Origin of the sequence: Nonomuraea aurantiaca (assembly GCF_020215705.1) — a bacterium.
Lineage (GTDB): Bacteria > Actinomycetota > Actinomycetes > Streptosporangiales > Streptosporangiaceae > Nonomuraea > Nonomuraea aurantiaca.
On the sequence record NZ_JAIWNB010000068.1, the window covers coordinates 1 to 13,746 of the forward strand.

Genomic DNA, 13,746 nt, shown 5'->3' on the forward strand with positions numbered 1-13,746 from the left:
TGGTTAAGGTGGGTTCGATTAAGGCCCAGCGGGCGTCGGATATGTCACTGGGGTACGGCTTCCGCTCGCTCATGGCGGAACTTCTACCCGATACGTGTGATCGGTAGTGGCCCTCGACCGGTCGGGAGCTTCTACCGCATTTCTAGACCAGACGGAATTCGAGCGTCATTTGATAATCAAGCAGGCGCCCTCATCGGCGATGAGGAATGAGCAAATCTATACCTATAGGATGAAGAGCCCAAAAGCCTGCGACCACATAGCGGGCACATGCCAACGAGCCATGCCTAAACCCCCACTGAACCACGGCCGGCTGTCGGAGCTGGAGTCCTCCTACACCTACCTGCGCCAGTTCACCCCGAACGTCCTGGCCGCGATCGACTTCCAGGGCGGGCCGGGCACAGCCGAGCTGATGAAGGCGGTGGCCGTCTTGAAGGAGATGAACCGGCTCGGCGGCCACAAGGTGCCCGCGGAGGCGCCGAGCGGCTTCGTGCCCGCCAAGTACGCCGACTACCTGGCCAAGGCCCGCAAGTCCGGGGAAGATACCGCCTACCGCCATTTCTGGGAACTGTGCGTGATCTTGTGCTTGCGGGACGGGCTGCGCAGCGGGGACGTTTTCGTGCCCGGCTCGCGCCGCTACGCCGATCCGGCCAGCTACCTGTACACGCCCGAGCAGTGGGCGCCCCGGCGCGGCGAGTACTGCCGCCTGGTGGGCAAGCCGCCGCACGCGGCGGAGGCGCTGGAGCAGGGCAAGGAGGAACTGCACGCTGCCCTGGAAGAACTGGAGCAGACCCTGGCCGGCGCCACGCCCGACGACACCGGCAGGGTCCGGCTGGATGAGGACGAGCATCTGGTAGTGCCGCCGCTGTCGGCCGAGGACGTGCCGGCCGAGGCCAAGGCACTGAAGGAGGAGCTGGCCGGGATGCTGCCGTTCGCGCGGATCGCCTCGCTGCTGATCGAGCTGGACGCGCGCACGCACTTCCTGGACTGCTTCACCCATGCCGGCGGGCGCAAGCTCAGCACGTCCGTGGAGACCAAGCGCAACATCTTGGCTGTGCTCATCGCGATGTCCACCAACCTGGGCCTGGCCCGCATGTCGGAGGCCTGCGGGGTGTCCTACGACGTGCTGGCCTGGACCATGGAGTGGTATGTGCGGGAGGAGACGCTGCGCGAGGCCAACACGGTCATCGTCGACCACCACTACCAGCTGGGGCTGGCCAAGGTGTTCGGCGGCGGCACCATGAGCTCATCGGATGGCCAGCGGTTCCCCGTCCGCGGTAAGACCGTGACTGGCCGGACCATGGTCATTCACGGCGGTCAGGTGCTCTCCACGTACACCCATGTCTCCGATCAGTGGTCCACCTACGGCACGAAGATCATCGTGCCGACAGCGCGGGAGGCGCACTTCGTCCTGGACGACTTCCTCGGCAACGCAACCGACCTCCCGATCGCCGAGCACGCGACCGACAGTCACGGAGCAACAATCATCAACTTTGCGCTGTTCGACCTGGTCGGCAAGGCGCTCACCCCGCGATTGCGGGACTTGACCCGGGTCACTCTGGTACGGGACGACACCCCGACCGAGATCGCCAAGCGCTACCCGCACGCCGGGCCGCTGCTGGGCGCGCGCTGGAATGAGGACCTCATCGCCGACTGCTGGCCGGACCTGCTGCGGATGGCCGGATCGCTGAAATACGGCCAGGCCACCGCCTCGCTGATCGTCGGCAAGTGGTCGGCCGCCTCCCGGCAGAACACCCTGGCGGCCGCGCTGAAGGAATGGGGCATGCTGCGCAGGACCGTCCACCTGGCCAAATACCTGTCGGACCCAGCCTTCATGCGTCGCCTGCGTCCGGTGGAGGGGAGGCTGGCGATGCGGCGCTTCCAGGGACTGCGCGCGCAGGGCTTGGCTCGACCATCATGGACACGCATCGATGGGCTTGTGAAAGAGCGATTTCTGGTGCGTCCATGCGTGAGACGAATGAGCGGACCGGCGGTGGTGGAGGCTCGACCATCCTGCCGGGGGCCGGCATCTGCCAGCGGTTCGCTGAGCGCTGCCCTGACCCGGGGGTGCTTCACGCTCGATCGTCCTGGTGGTCTCGCGGTTGCTGCTGTCGATGTTGTGGCCGATCCGGTGGCATCGCGTCGGGGCGGCAGCTGATCAGTCGTGGTCGGTGACGGTGCGTTCGTCGTCGGCCGGGGAGGATGGCGGCAGGCCGACGTCTGAGGGGTTCTTCGGCTGGGACCTCGACAGGATCCAGCCGCGGAAGCGGCTTGCCGCGGCGGGCAGGCGCCGGTCCAGGTGCCACGACAGGCCGATGGTCCGGAAGGCGTCTTCGTCGCTCAACGGGATGAGGGTGACTCCGGCGACGGCGGGTGCGGTGGGGCCGCCAGGGACGATGGCGACGCCGAGCCCGGATCCCACGAGCGCTTTGATGGTGGCGATCTCCGCGCTTTCGAGGACGACGTTCATGTGGACGCCGCGGGCCGCGAAGAGGGCGTCGGTGGTCTGCCGGAGTCCGAACTCGCCTGGCATGGCGATGAACCGCTCGTGCAGGACGTCCATGAGCTCGACCTGGGGGCGGTCGCCGAGTGGATGTCCTGCCCCTGTCGCGAGGGCCAGGGGCTCGTCGCGGAGCGGGACCCAGCTCAGGAGGGGGTCGCGCGGTCTGGGGCTGGTCAAGATGAGGTCTGCCCGGCCGTCGGCGGCGCGGGTGGCGACCTCGTCGGCCGAGTCCTGGTGGAGCACGAACCGGGTCCGGGTGTCGATGTGGACGTATTCGCCCAGCAGGTCGGGGACGAGCCAGGTGCCGAAGGAGTGGAGAAAGGCAAGGTCCACGGTGCCGTTGCGGGGCCCGCGCAGGGTGGCGATGTCGTCCTCGGCCTGGGCCAGTTCGCGTAGCGCGGCTTCGATGCGGGTGACCAGGGCCCGGCCGTACTGGTTGAGCCGCAGACGGCGGTTAGGACGGTCGAAGAGTTCCACGCCGTAGGCCTGTTCGAGCCGTCTGATGGTCCGCGACAGCGCCGGTTGGGAGAGGTTGAGCACCGCTGCGGCCCGTGAGACGTTCTGCAACTCCGCGACCACGAGGAAGGAGCGCAGTTCGTCGAGACCTACGTGGCTCAAATCCGCTCTCGTCGTTTCATCTCATGAGTGGTCGTATCGCGATGACCCCACAAGCGATGCGGCCGCATCGCTGGCTGGGTGGAATCGCGGCACACCGCCGGCACGTCGAACATCGCCATGTTACGGCCCTGTGCCGATGGTGACAAAGACCGGAACGGTGTCGCCGGGCCAGCGGTGCGTGCTGATGGGTCTGAGGTCAACCGCCGAGGGAAGCCCAGAACCGGCGGCCCTGCCCGGTCATGACGCGTCCGAACGCCGAGCCGCTGAAGTGGCAGGCTCCGACGGTCGTGCCGGTGTCCTGGAGTTTGGTCAGTATGTCCTCGCGCCACTGGCGGGCGGCCACGGGGTCGACGTCGAACATGAAGGTCAGGTCGGGTTCCTCCAGCTGGGCCGAGGTGTGGATGGTGTCGCCGAGGATCACGGCGCGCTCGGTGCCCGAGGAGACGACGACACACTGGTGACCTGGGGTGTGCCCGGAGGCGTGAATGATCTCGACGCCCGGTGCGAGGGTTTCGCCGTCGGTCGACACCTCGAACTGGGAGGTGAAGGGCAGTTGCTGTGCCGGGGCGAACGACTCATCGGCGTGGGCGAGCCAGTGCTCGACCTCACCGGGGCCGGCGAGGTGGCGGGCGTTGCCGAAGGTCAGCGCGTTGTCGGTGACGGTCCAGCCGGTGTGGTCGGCGTGCATGTGGGTGTACACCACGGTGTCGATCCCAGCGGGGGTGGCCCCGGCGGCGCCGAGGCTGGTGAGCAGGTTCCCGCTCTTGGCCGACACGAACCCCTCCACCTCTAGCTCGGTGTTCCCGAAGCCGAGGTCGACGAGGATCTTCTGGTCGCCGGACTCGATGAGGAACCCGCCGATGCTGCACACCCAGCGGCCGTCGCTGGTCTGGCTGGCGTGACGCGCCCAGCATTCCAGTGAGGAGCCCGGGAAGACGTCGTAGGAGAAGTTGGCGACGCCGTCGGGGAGATAGGTGATGCGAATACCGCCCACGGTACGAGAATGCAACGGAGCGGGGGTGGCTGACATACAGCGTCTCCTGAAGGTTGATCGGTCGCGGTGATGATGAGGGCTTCGTGCGCCTGCCGTTGAGGCTTTCAGCATCTGGTATGGCGAGCGCCATGAGAAGTGCGTGTTCAGGCCGCTGTCATGCGTGGGACGCATGACAGCGGCTCCTGGCCGTCGCGCGCGCCACGGGTGGGCGGCGGGTGTCACCGATGGGTGCCGCTGGTTCGGTCGATGATCCGGCGGGCGCGGTCGATGACCGGCCGGTCGAGCATGTGCCCGTCCTTACCGACCGCGCCGTTCGAGGCCTGTCCTGCGGTGTCCAGGACGCCACGAGCCCACTCCGCCTGGGCGTCCGTTGGCCGAAACGCCTCTTGTGCCTCCCGCACCTGGGCCGGATGGATGAGGAGTTTCCCGCCGAACCCGAGGGCTCGCGCCCGGCGGGCGTCGGCGGCCGCCGCGGGCGGCGCCAGGTTCGTGGTCACCGAGTCGATCGGGGCGGGCTTGCCCGCGGCGCGTGAGGCCAGGACGAGTGTCCCGCGTGCCAGGAGGAGCGCATCGTCGGTGTCGTCGGCGTCGATGTCCAAAGCGAAGTCGATCGCTCCGAATGCGAGCCTCGCGACGGCCTCGCAGTTCGTGAGGGCTGCCGCGTTCAGGATGCCGCGTGCCGACTCCACGAGCGCGATGAGGTCGGTGCCCGGCGCGAGTCGGGCGGCCAGTTCGATGAGGTCCGATGCGTCCTCGGCCTTCGGGACGACGATTCCCCGCAGCGCCGGCAGGCCGCCCAGGGTCGACAGGTCGTCGTCATGCCAGGGCGTGCCCGGCGCGTTCACCCGGACCCAGCATTGTCCCCCGGCCGTCAGCCAGTGCGCCGCCGCCTGCCTCGCCTGGTCCTTCGCGTGGGGGGAGATGGCGTCCTCGAGGTCGATGATCACCTGGTCGGCTCCGGCCGCGGCGGCCTTGGCGAACCGATCCGGCCGGTCGCCGGGCACGAACAGCCAGGTCACCGATGAGGCCGTATCCCTCATCGCCCTCACCCGGACCTGCCGGTCACGCTGCCCGGCCCGTGAGCGATACCTCGGGCCGTCACGCGGCGCCCAAGGAGGTGAGGTGGCTTGTTGCGGTGGTCCGCCCGTGCCGGTCCCGCGCGTGGGCGGTCACGGCGCCGTCGTGCTCGGCGGCGGCCGAGATGACCAGGCCCTGGCCGAGGGTCAGCGGAGCGACCAGCCGGTAGTCAAAGTGCGTTCCGGTCGAGACACCGGCCGCCCGCCGTGCCTCCTGGCTCATCAGCAGTGCCTGCAAGGGGCCGTGGACAACGAGGCCGGGGTAGTCCTCCTCGTCGCGGCAGTAGTCCACGTCGTAGTGGATCCGGTGGGAGTTGTAGGTCAGCGCGGAGAACCGGAACAGGTAGGCCTGGTCGAGGTCGATCTCGATCCCGGGGACATCAGCCGCAGGCAGGCCGGCCTCCACGGGGATGGCGGTGGCCAGGCGGGTCGGCTCCCGGTAGATGATGTCGACCTCGTCGGTGACGGCGAGCTGTCCGCGCTGGCGGATGGTGCGGCGGGTGGTGACGATGGTCATCCAGCCGGACCGCCCGTTCCGCTCGCGGGACCGGACGACCTGGAGTGTCGAGTCGGCTTCCTCGCCCAGCAGCAGCGGGCGGTGCGAAGTGACCCGGCCGCCGGCGTACATGCGGCGCAGCCCTTCACGAGGCGGGCTCGGAATCGCGTGCTTGGCGTGGCCTTCGGGGCCGAGGTCGGACTGGGGGGCCCGCTCCAGGAAGTACAGCCAGTGCCACAGGGGCGGCAGCTCCCACCCCGACCCGATGGCTTCGGCCGGCAGGTCGAGGAGCGCGGCCAGCGCGATGGCCGGCCCGGGCACGAGGCACTCGGTGGTCTGGGTGGTCTGGGTGGTCTTCATGCTCAGCCCATCACGAACGGGTCGCGGGTCCGGCCGCTGAGCTGGACCCAGATGGCACGGTTCTCCAGGTACTCATCCATCGCGGCGATGCCGTTCTCCCGGCCGATGCCGCTGTCGCCGAACCCGCCGAACGGGACGCTGGGCGCCACCACGCGGTAGTCGTTGATCCACACGTTCCCGGCGCGGATCTGGCCGGCGACCCGGTGCGCGCGGTGGACGTCTTTGGTCCAGACTCCGCCCGCGAGCCCGAACGGGGTGTCGTTGGCCAGGCGAAGCGCCTCATCCTCCTCGTTGAAGGTGTGGACGCTCAGCACGGGCCCGAAGACCTCCTCGCGAAACACCGTCGCGTCCGGGCCGAGGCCGGTCAGGACGGTGGGCCGGACGAAGTAGCCGCCGAGGTCGTCGTCCGGGCCCCCGCCGCAGGCGACGTGGGCCCCCTCGTCGACGGCGGTGCGCAGATGGCCGAGGACCTTGTCGTACTGCGGCTTGTTGGCGACCGGGCCCATCTCGGTCGCCGGATCCTGCGGATCACCGAGCCGCATCGCGGAGGCGCGTGCGCTGACGAGCCGGACGAGCTCGTCATGGACGTCCTCGTGGACGATCAGGCGGGACCCGGCCATGCAGGTCTGGCCCGTGGCCGCGAAGACCCCGGCCATCACGCCGTTGGCGGCGGCACCAAGGTCGGCGTCGGCGAACACGATCTGCGGGGACTTGCCGCCGAGTTCCAGCGTGACCCGGTTCAGGTTCCTGGCGGCGGCGGTCGCGACGGCCCGGCCGGTCGAGGTGGCTCCGGTGAACGCGACGGCGTCGACCCCGGGATGACCGGCCAGCGCGGCGCCGACCTCGCCCCGCTGACTGGTGATCACGTTCAGGACTCCGGCGGGGAACCCGGCTTCGGCCAGCAGGGATGCGAACACGACCGTGGAGATCGGCGAGTGTTCGGACGGCTTGACGACCATCGTGCACCCGGCCGCGAGCGCCGGGGCGAGCTTCCACGTGAGCAGGAGCAACGGCGAGTTCCACGGCGTGATGGCGGCCACGACGCCGACCGGCACCCGGGTGGTGTAGACGAGGTAATCGGGATTCGGGGCCGGAATCGAGCGGCCCTCGATCTTGTCGGCGAGCCCGGCGTAATAGTGGTACCAGCCGCCCATCGCCTTCATCTGACCGACCATCTCGCGGTAGAGCTTGCCGGAATCGCTCACCTCCAGACGCGCCAGCCGCTCGGCGTTGTCGGCGACGAGGTCACCCAGGCGCCGCATCAGAGCCGACCGCTCGAATCCGGTCAAGGCACCCCACGCACCCTCGAACGCCGCCCGGGCCGCGGCGACGGCTGCGTCGACGTCCTCGGGACCGGCGTCGGCGGCCCTGGCCCACACCTGCCCGGTGTAGGGGTTGACCGAATCGAAGGTCCTGCCCGACAGCGAGTCGGTGGATCTGCCGCCGATGAGCAGCCCGAAGGCCTCCACCTGCTCGCCGGTCACGGAGCTGCCGCTCTTCGGCTTTGTCATGCCGTCACTCCTTGCTCTGCTTCGAGTCCGTCCAGCCACGCGAGCACGCCCTCGGTATGCTCGCCGAGGGCGGGCACCGACCCCGACGGGGTCGGCCAATCAGCGGTCACCGCGGGCTTCAGCACCTCGACCGGCCCAGCCGATGTCTGCGCTGTTCGCCACCGGTCACGCGCTTTGAGCTGCGGATGCGCCACGAACTCCGCCAGCGACCGCTGCTGGGCGTAGGCGATCCCGGCGCTTTCCAGCCTGCCGACCGCCTCATCGAGCTCCAGCTCGGCGAAAACATCCGCGACGATCCGGTCGAGCTCCTCACGGTGCTCGACACGCTGAGCGTTGCCACCGAAGCGCGGATCCTGCGCCACGTCGGCTCGCCGCAGCACCTGCCCACAGAAGACGGCCCATTCGCGCTCGTTCTGCAGACCGAACATCACGATCTGCCCGCCGAGCGTCCTCACCGGTCCATACGGGGCGATCGTGGCATGACTGGCGCCAGCCCGGGCAGGCTGCGTTCCGCCGTACCCGCTGTAGAGGTAGGCATACCCCATCCACTCGCCCAGCGCTTCGAGCATCGACACCTCCAACGCCGTACCGAGACCCGTCCGGTGCCGCTGGTGCAGGGCGCTCAAGATTCCCGAGTAGGCGTACATCCCCGCCGCGATGTCGGCGATCGAGATACCGACCTTCGCCGGCGTCTCCGGCGTGCCGGTCACCGCGACCAGTCCCGCCTCCGACTGGATCAACAGGTCATAGGCCTTCCGCTCCTCATACGGGCCACCACTGCCGTAACCGGAGATGTCACAGGCGATGAGACGCGAATGACGTTCCGTCAGCTGACGGGCGGACACACCGAGCGACCGAGCGGCCCGCGGGGACAGGTTCTGGATGAACACATCCGCATGGGCCAGGAGCCGATCGAGCAGCGCACGCCCCTCCGCGGTCTTGAGATCAGCGACAACGCTCTCCTTACCCGCGTTGAGCCACACGAAGTGGCTCGCCAGCCCATGGACCGTGCTGTCGTATCCACGAGCGAAGTCCCCGCCGCCAGGCCTTTCGATCTTGATCGTGCGTGCTCCCAGATCCGCGAGCTGGCGACTCGCGAACGGGGCAGCGACGGCTTGCTCGAGCGCCACCACGACGAGACCGTCGAGTGGCCCACTGCTAAGGGTCATGACGCACAGTCTCAACGCGCAGGTCACGCGAACGCCAATGCCGATCGCAAGCGCCGCGATGCCTCCAATGCATAAGTCGATGGACATGACCCGGCCGGGACAGCATCACTGCGGGCACCGCCGTACCTGAGCCGTGAAAACGATCGGAGGTGAACGAGCGTCGCCGTCACACGGGACGGCGCGCCGGTGGGTGCGGACCGCAGCCGCATCGGCCGGCTCCACCGCCTGCCCTGAGGAGAACTAGGCCCCGGCACCACCTGGCGACAGACCAGCGGAATTCGTCGATGACCTGAAGGGCGCTACCGGTTCTTGCTGCTGCGATAGGCCTGCGGGGTGGGTTGGCAGCGAGGACTGCGCGAGCAAGCAATTTCGATGACGGTCGTAGTATGGAGGAGAGCTTGTCGTTGTCGTTCCAAGGAGTCACCGTGACCCGTCCTCGTACCGCCGCTCGGATGGTGGAGCATCCCGAGTTGTCACAGGTGTCGATGCAGCAGGTGATGGAGGCTCTGGTGGATCCGGTGCGGCGGGGGGTGGTGGCCCAGCTGGCGGGGGCGGGTGAGGACATGAGCTGCGGGAGGTTCGACTCGCCGGTGTCGTTGTCGACGCTGACGCACCATTTCAGTGTGCTGCGCGAGGCCGGGGTGATCCGCCAGTACTACGTGGGGACGACGAAGATGAACACGCTGCGGGCCGAGGAGATGCAGGAGCGCTTCCCCGGCCTACTGTCGGCGGTCCTGGCCGCTTGCGCCGCGGAGCCGGGGCCGGCAGCGGCCTGAGGGGACAGGACTGATGACAGGGCGGAGAAGCTGACGGCATCTGGGCACTCGCGCCGCCGGCCGTTCGCCGGTGGTCGGGTGCCCAGATGTGTTCTGGTCGCTGCCGGTCAGGTGGTGTAGGGGCGCACAGCCCTGGCGATCTGGTCGACCGTCTTGGTCATGCTTGCTGTGCCGGCCGACCGGACCCAGAACAGGGCCCGGTCGACGCCGGCCGCCGCACAGGCGTCCAGATCACCCACGTCGTGCACATCGGCGCCGAACAGCGTGACCGGGATCGGCTGATCGCTGCCGGGCTTGCGGGCGTCGCGCTTGAACGCTGCGATGTTGTTCAGGACGCCGGGGCGCAACATGGGGATCCACTCGTCGCCGTAGGCGATGACGCGCCAGGCCACGGTGGGCCCGTTTGCCCGCGACCAGGATGGGCGGGGCGGGCTTTCGCACGGGCTTGGGCCAGGAGGTGATGTGGTCGAAGTGGACGTGGTCGCCGTGGTAGGAGGCGGTGTCGTGGGTCCAGATCTGCCGCATGGCCTCGACGCAGCACCGCCAAGGAGGTCGCCTCCGTCGACGTCCTGTCCGGCGGCCGGATGAACTTCGGCGTCGGACCGGGCTGGATCAACCAGGAGATGCGCAACCACGGCACCAACCCCGACGGTGGAAGGTGATGCGCGCGCTACGTCTGCCGCGACCCCGAGGAGATCTTCTTCCGGATGGTCCGGCATGGCGAGTTCGACGCCTCGGAGATGTAGCTGTCGACGTACCTCTTGTCCTCCGTGGCCGACGGTCCGTTCGTAGCGGTGCCGGTCTTTCCGTCGCGAGCGTTTCGCCACAGCGGAATCTACGTGTCGGCCACCAGCGGTCTGGTCGGCGGCCCCGTGTCGGCGCTGGCCGGCGCTTCGGTCGGTATCGCCGAGGACCAGCTGACCGCCAACGTCTGGATTCGCGGCATGCTGCAGGAGCACTACGGCGTGGCAGCCTCCTCGGTGAGCTACCGCGTCGGCTGGCTCAATCAGCCCGGACGGCGCGAGAAGGTGCAGGTCTCGCTGCCACCGGAGATCGACATCGCCCCGGTGCCGTCGGGGCGCACACTCTCCGACCTGCTCGCGACCGGCGAGCTCGACGCGGTCTATTCTCCGCGCGCCCCGGACAGTCTGAAGACCGGTGATGCGCGCCGGCTCTTCGCCGACCCTCGCGCCGAAGAGCGCCGATACTTCGCCGAGACACGCATCTTCCCGATCATGCACGTCCTGGTCCTGCACCGCAGGGTCTACGAGACCAATCCCTGGGTGGCCCAAGAGCTGCTGAAGGCATGTGTCCGGGCATAAGAGATCGCCTACGCCGAACTCGCGCGAACCGTCTCGCTGTCGCTGCCACTGCCGTGGGTCCGCGAGGAGTACGAGCAGACAGTCGCCGTTCTTGGTGACGACTACTGGTCCTACGGCCTGGAGCGGAACCAGTCCGTGCTCACCACGTTCATCAGATACGCGGCCGAACAGGGCCTGGTCAAGCGGCAGGTGGCGCCCGAAGAGCTGTTCGCGCCGGAGACCACCGAGTCGTACGTGATCCGAAGCCGCGATCATCGCCGGCTTCCCGGCATCAGGGGTCAGGCGTCCACGGGGCGGCGGTCGGTGTCGGGCACCCACCGCAGCGGGTCGGCGGGCGCGGGGAGCGCGGGGCCGCGGCCCAGGCGCCGCAGCAGCGTCCGCAGCGGCGCCGGTGGATCGCGGCGCCGCCAGACGATCCACCAGGGCATGAGGATCTCCGGCTCGACGATCGAGACGCGGCGCAGCCCGCTGCCTTCCGCGTCGGTGCTGCGCTCCCCCAGCCCGACCGCGGCCTTCTCGCGGAGGAACTGCTCCACCAGGTTGCCGCCGGCCGATGGCGGGCTCGGTGAAGCGGAGCGGCAGGCCGAACCGCTCGCACAGCCGCGTCAGGTAGCCGCGCCACTCCACGGCGCCCGCCGGGTCCGGCATGGCGATGCCGTGCTCCCTCAGGTCGGCGGGCCGCAGCACCGTCCGGCCGGCGAGGAGGTGGTCCGCGGGCACGAACGCGTCCAGCGGTTCCAGCCGTACGAGCCGGCAGGCGAGCTCCGCCGGCCAGGGCCGCGGCGTGTCGTGCACCCGGCCGAAGGCCGCGTCGATCTCCCCACGCCGCAGAGCGGGCAGCGCCGCGGACAGCCCCTGCCGCATGCTCAGCTCGATCCGCAGCGGCGGTTCGGCCGCGCTCGCCTCACGGAGCATCCGCAACGGGGTGAACCGCTCGTCGTAGACGTCCACGCGCAGCGGCTCGCCACCCGTCCACACGGAGTCCACGGCCCGGTCGAACGCGGCCACGGCGTCCACGGCCCGCGGCGGGAACCGGCGCCCGGCCGCGGTCAGCTCCACGCTGCGCGTGGGCCGCTCGAACAGCCGCGTCCCGAGCGCGTCCTCCAGCCTGCGGATCCTCTTCAGCAGCGCCTGCTGGCTGAGGTGCAGCCGGACGGCCGCCCGCCCAAAGTGCGACTCCTCGGCGGCGACGGCGAACACGGACCGCGGACCTGCCGCTCGGTGCGGGCGCGTGCCTGCCAGCGCCGGTAGGTCCGCTCAGGGATGCTGGTCAGGCGGCGGAACCTCGAGGTCTTGGAAGGGGCCAGGCGGTGCTCGGCCGACTTCTTCCACACCTGCGGCTCGACATGGGCCTCGCCGAGGGCGGTCTTCAGTTCCTCGATCTCGCTTCGAGTTGCGCGTCCCGGCTGGGGGTACGCGCGTTCTTCGCTATCGGACCGGCGCGGCCGTTCTCGATGAGCTGACGCTTCCAGGTGCCGATCGGCTGTTCCGAGACGCGGGCGCGGCGGGCGGCGGGCGGCACCGTCATCTCTCCGGCCAAGATGCTCAGCACGATCCGGACCTTCTCATCGACCGGAATCGCAGACGGTTGAGCATCACGGACTCCTTGATCAGAGGACAAGCATGGACCTCTGCCAGAAATCATGACGCGGAAAGAACTCACCCGGCCCGGCCCCGGCCGTCCCAAGGGATCAAGGAACCGGCCGAGGGACAAGGGCCCGCCCAACCGCGAAACCGTAACCGCCGACAATGAACACCGAGAGTGACGTTAAATCGCAAGCTTGGTCGAAAGGCTAAATGTCTATCCTCTTTGGCAGATTTGACACTTTTGCGAAGTGAAAGGGCGGTTTCCAATAGATAGACCCAAACTGTGGCGCAGCGGGCGAGGAGTATGAAGCATGAAGATCAAACGTGGCCTGACGATGCTGATCGTGGCAGCTGCTATCGGGGGCGGAGCCTTGCTCGCTGCACCCGCCGAAGCAGGCGCCGCATCATCCGTGTCGGCGAGCAGTCCCGGCTGGCATCTCGTAGGCAAGTACAACGACATCGTGCAGTGCTACATCCGTGCCAACTGGTATATGGACAATGGAGCGCGAGCCTCCGAGTGCCGCGGCAACCAGGCCCCCTGGGAACTCTGGGTGCTGACCGACGAGTGATCGGGCCTTCCCAATGCCGGGCAGCTAAGGCAGTGGGCGGGTAGTCAAGGTGTCGGGCGGAAACCGGGACATGAGAACGGAGACCCAGTAGAACGGGGACCTTTCACAAGCATCCGCAACAGACTGGATCTCCGTTGAGCCGGCAGTCTGCCAGTGTGTCCTGGCCTCCGCCAGGAATTGCAGCAGATGCAGCGTTGTGAAGATGCGGCCGTGGTGCACGAACGCCGCCACCGTCCCCATCGCGGCCGCCAGCCGCTCGCGCGGCACCCCCTCCTCATTGCCTTCCACACCTCCACCAGCGAAACCAGCCGTTCCTCGGCGGCTTCCGGCACCGTCATCTGCACCTCCATCGCCCAGGCCATCGCCCGCGCCGCCTTGCGCAGTCTGGGAAACGTGCGCAGCTGCTCGCCCTTGCCCGCCGGCTCCGCGCAGGCCAGCAGGAGGAGATCAGCAAATCGACCACGTCCAAGGCGTCATCGACTGAGGCAGTCTCCAGGTGCCGCCGTCGCGCAGCAGCCTCATGTGATAGTCGCGCACAGCTCAGTCCCGCGCCCGTGGATCGGCGAGAGGATCGGCGGATCAGGTGGCAGCGTGATCGGTCCTGTGGCCTGCCTCATGCGCCCCTGCTAGCCTCGCGCTTTCGTGCGCCCAGCAGAATGGAGGTGAAGCCGTGACGTAGCGGCTGATCTTGCTGTTCGTAAGCTCGTCGTCGCTTGCCGGTGGAAGTCCGGTCCGGGTAGCTGCCAGGAGGCCCGGTAGCAGGCTGGC

15 protein-coding genes and 1 pseudogene are annotated in these 13,746 nt (G+C 68.6%); 4 read left to right on the forward strand and 12 right to left on the reverse strand.

The features are described from left to right. The coding region (locus LDL49_RS59685; RefSeq protein ID WP_372470746.1) for a transposase at positions 1 to 73 on the reverse strand (73 nt) is incomplete at its 3' end. Positions 74 to 280: 207 nt separating this feature from the next. Here LDL49_RS59685 and LDL49_RS55095 point away from each other — a divergent pair. Next, a complete protein-coding gene (locus LDL49_RS55095; protein ID WP_225302952.1) occupies positions 281 to 2,155 on the forward strand; it encodes a Tn3 family transposase in 1,875 nt (624 codons plus the stop codon). Here LDL49_RS55095 and LDL49_RS55100 read toward each other — a convergent pair whose 3' ends face one another. The 6 genes from LDL49_RS55100 to LDL49_RS55125 all read right to left on the reverse strand — a co-directional run bounded on the left by LDL49_RS55100 (position 2,156) and on the right by LDL49_RS55125 (position 8,724). Then, the gene (locus LDL49_RS55100; RefSeq protein WP_225302953.1) at positions 2,156 to 3,118 is read right to left on the reverse strand and encodes a LysR family transcriptional regulator; all 963 of its coding nucleotides are present in this window, start codon (positions 3,116 to 3,118) and stop codon (positions 2,156 to 2,158) included. A gap of 196 nt (positions 3,119 to 3,314) precedes the next feature. After that, positions 3,315 to 4,112: an MBL fold metallo-hydrolase gene (locus LDL49_RS55105; protein ID WP_225302954.1), complete on the reverse strand. Its 798-nt coding sequence runs from the start codon at positions 4,110 to 4,112 to the stop codon at positions 3,315 to 3,317. 218 nt (positions 4,113 to 4,330) lie between these two features. Further along, complete coding sequence (locus LDL49_RS55110; RefSeq protein WP_225302955.1) at positions 4,331 to 5,152, reverse strand: HpcH/HpaI aldolase/citrate lyase family protein; 822 nt, start codon at positions 5,150 to 5,152, stop codon at positions 4,331 to 4,333. Between the two features lie 58 nt (positions 5,153 to 5,210). Further along, positions 5,211 to 6,044: an HTD2 family dehydratase gene (locus tag LDL49_RS55115; RefSeq protein ID WP_225302956.1), complete on the reverse strand. Its 834-nt coding sequence runs from the start codon at positions 6,042 to 6,044 to the stop codon at positions 5,211 to 5,213. A 2-nt stretch (positions 6,045 to 6,046) separates the two neighbouring features. After that, positions 6,047 to 7,555 carry an aldehyde dehydrogenase gene (locus LDL49_RS55120; RefSeq protein WP_225302957.1) on the reverse strand — a complete coding sequence of 503 codons (1,509 nt, stop codon included), beginning with the start codon at positions 7,553 to 7,555 and terminating at the stop codon, positions 6,047 to 6,049. Then, positions 7,552 to 8,724 (reverse strand): CaiB/BaiF CoA transferase family protein, encoded by a 1,173-nt coding sequence (locus LDL49_RS55125; RefSeq protein ID WP_225302963.1) that lies wholly within the window; start codon positions 8,722 to 8,724, stop codon positions 7,552 to 7,554. Before LDL49_RS55125 ends, LDL49_RS55120 begins: the two co-directional genes overlap by 4 nt. A gap of 425 nt (positions 8,725 to 9,149) precedes the next feature. Here LDL49_RS55125 and LDL49_RS55130 point away from each other — a divergent pair, with 425 nt between their 5' ends. Further along, entirely contained in the window at positions 9,150 to 9,500 is a 351-nt protein-coding gene (locus LDL49_RS55130) for an ArsR/SmtB family transcription factor (RefSeq protein WP_308016319.1), read from the forward strand. Positions 9,501 to 9,607: 107 nt separating this feature from the next. On the opposite strand, the gene LDL49_RS58060 is transcribed toward LDL49_RS55130, so the two are convergent. Then, positions 9,608 to 9,892, reverse strand: a complete 285-nt coding sequence (locus tag LDL49_RS58060; RefSeq protein WP_263656739.1) for a hypothetical protein — start codon at positions 9,890 to 9,892, stop codon at positions 9,608 to 9,610. Positions 9,893 to 10,270: 378 nt separating this feature from the next. On the opposite strand from LDL49_RS58060, the gene LDL49_RS55145 reads away from it, so the two are divergent. Beyond that, positions 10,271 to 10,822 (forward strand): type 2 periplasmic-binding domain-containing protein, encoded by a 552-nt coding sequence (locus LDL49_RS55145; protein WP_225302959.1) that lies wholly within the window; start codon positions 10,271 to 10,273, stop codon positions 10,820 to 10,822. A 278-nt stretch (positions 10,823 to 11,100) separates the two neighbouring features. Here LDL49_RS55145 and LDL49_RS55150 read toward each other — a convergent pair whose 3' ends face one another. From LDL49_RS55150 to LDL49_RS55160, 3 genes and pseudogenes are all read right to left on the reverse strand, one after another. Next, positions 11,101 to 11,358: a hypothetical protein gene (locus LDL49_RS55150; protein ID WP_225302960.1), complete on the reverse strand. Its 258-nt coding sequence runs from the start codon at positions 11,356 to 11,358 to the stop codon at positions 11,101 to 11,103. A 94-nt stretch (positions 11,359 to 11,452) separates the two neighbouring features. Continuing rightward, a pseudogene (locus LDL49_RS59695) lies at positions 11,453 to 12,022 on the reverse strand (LysR family transcriptional regulator); the annotation flags it as partial. A 169-nt stretch (positions 12,023 to 12,191) separates the two neighbouring features. Further along, entirely contained in the window at positions 12,192 to 12,374 is a 183-nt protein-coding gene (locus LDL49_RS55160) for a hypothetical protein (protein ID WP_225302961.1), read from the reverse strand. A gap of 346 nt (positions 12,375 to 12,720) precedes the next feature. Between LDL49_RS55160 and LDL49_RS55165 the strand changes: the two genes are divergently transcribed. Next, a complete protein-coding gene (locus LDL49_RS55165) occupies positions 12,721 to 12,978 on the forward strand; it encodes a hypothetical protein (protein ID WP_225302962.1) in 258 nt (85 codons plus the stop codon). 24 nt (positions 12,979 to 13,002) lie between these two features. Here the strand turns inward: LDL49_RS55165 and LDL49_RS55170 are convergent, their stop codons facing one another. After that, on the reverse strand, positions 13,003 to 13,266 hold the full coding sequence (locus LDL49_RS55170) for a hypothetical protein (RefSeq protein WP_225302966.1): 264 nt from the start codon (positions 13,264 to 13,266) through the stop codon (positions 13,003 to 13,005). Positions 13,267 to 13,746: the final 480 nt, after the last annotated feature.

Bases quoted from the DNA above. Each gene is read 5' to 3' on its own strand.
- LDL49_RS55110 (WP_225302955.1), bottom strand. From the start codon at position 5,152: ATGAGGGATACGGCCTCATCGGTGACCTGGCTGTTCGTGCCCGGCGAC.
- LDL49_RS55125 (WP_225302963.1), bottom strand. From the start codon at position 8,724: ATGACCCTTAGCAGTGGGCCACTCGACGGTCTCGTCGTGGTGGCGCTC.
- LDL49_RS55115 (WP_225302956.1), bottom strand. From the start codon at position 6,044: ATGAAGACCACCCAGACCACCCAGACCACCGAGTGCCTCGTGCCCGGG.
- LDL49_RS55120 (WP_225302957.1), bottom strand. From the start codon at position 7,555: ATGACAAAGCCGAAGAGCGGCAGCTCCGTGACCGGCGAGCAGGTGGAG.
- LDL49_RS55165 (WP_225302962.1), top strand. From the start codon at position 12,721: ATGAAGATCAAACGTGGCCTGACGATGCTGATCGTGGCAGCTGCTATC.
- LDL49_RS55095 (WP_225302952.1), top strand. From the start codon at position 281: ATGCCTAAACCCCCACTGAACCACGGCCGGCTGTCGGAGCTGGAGTCC.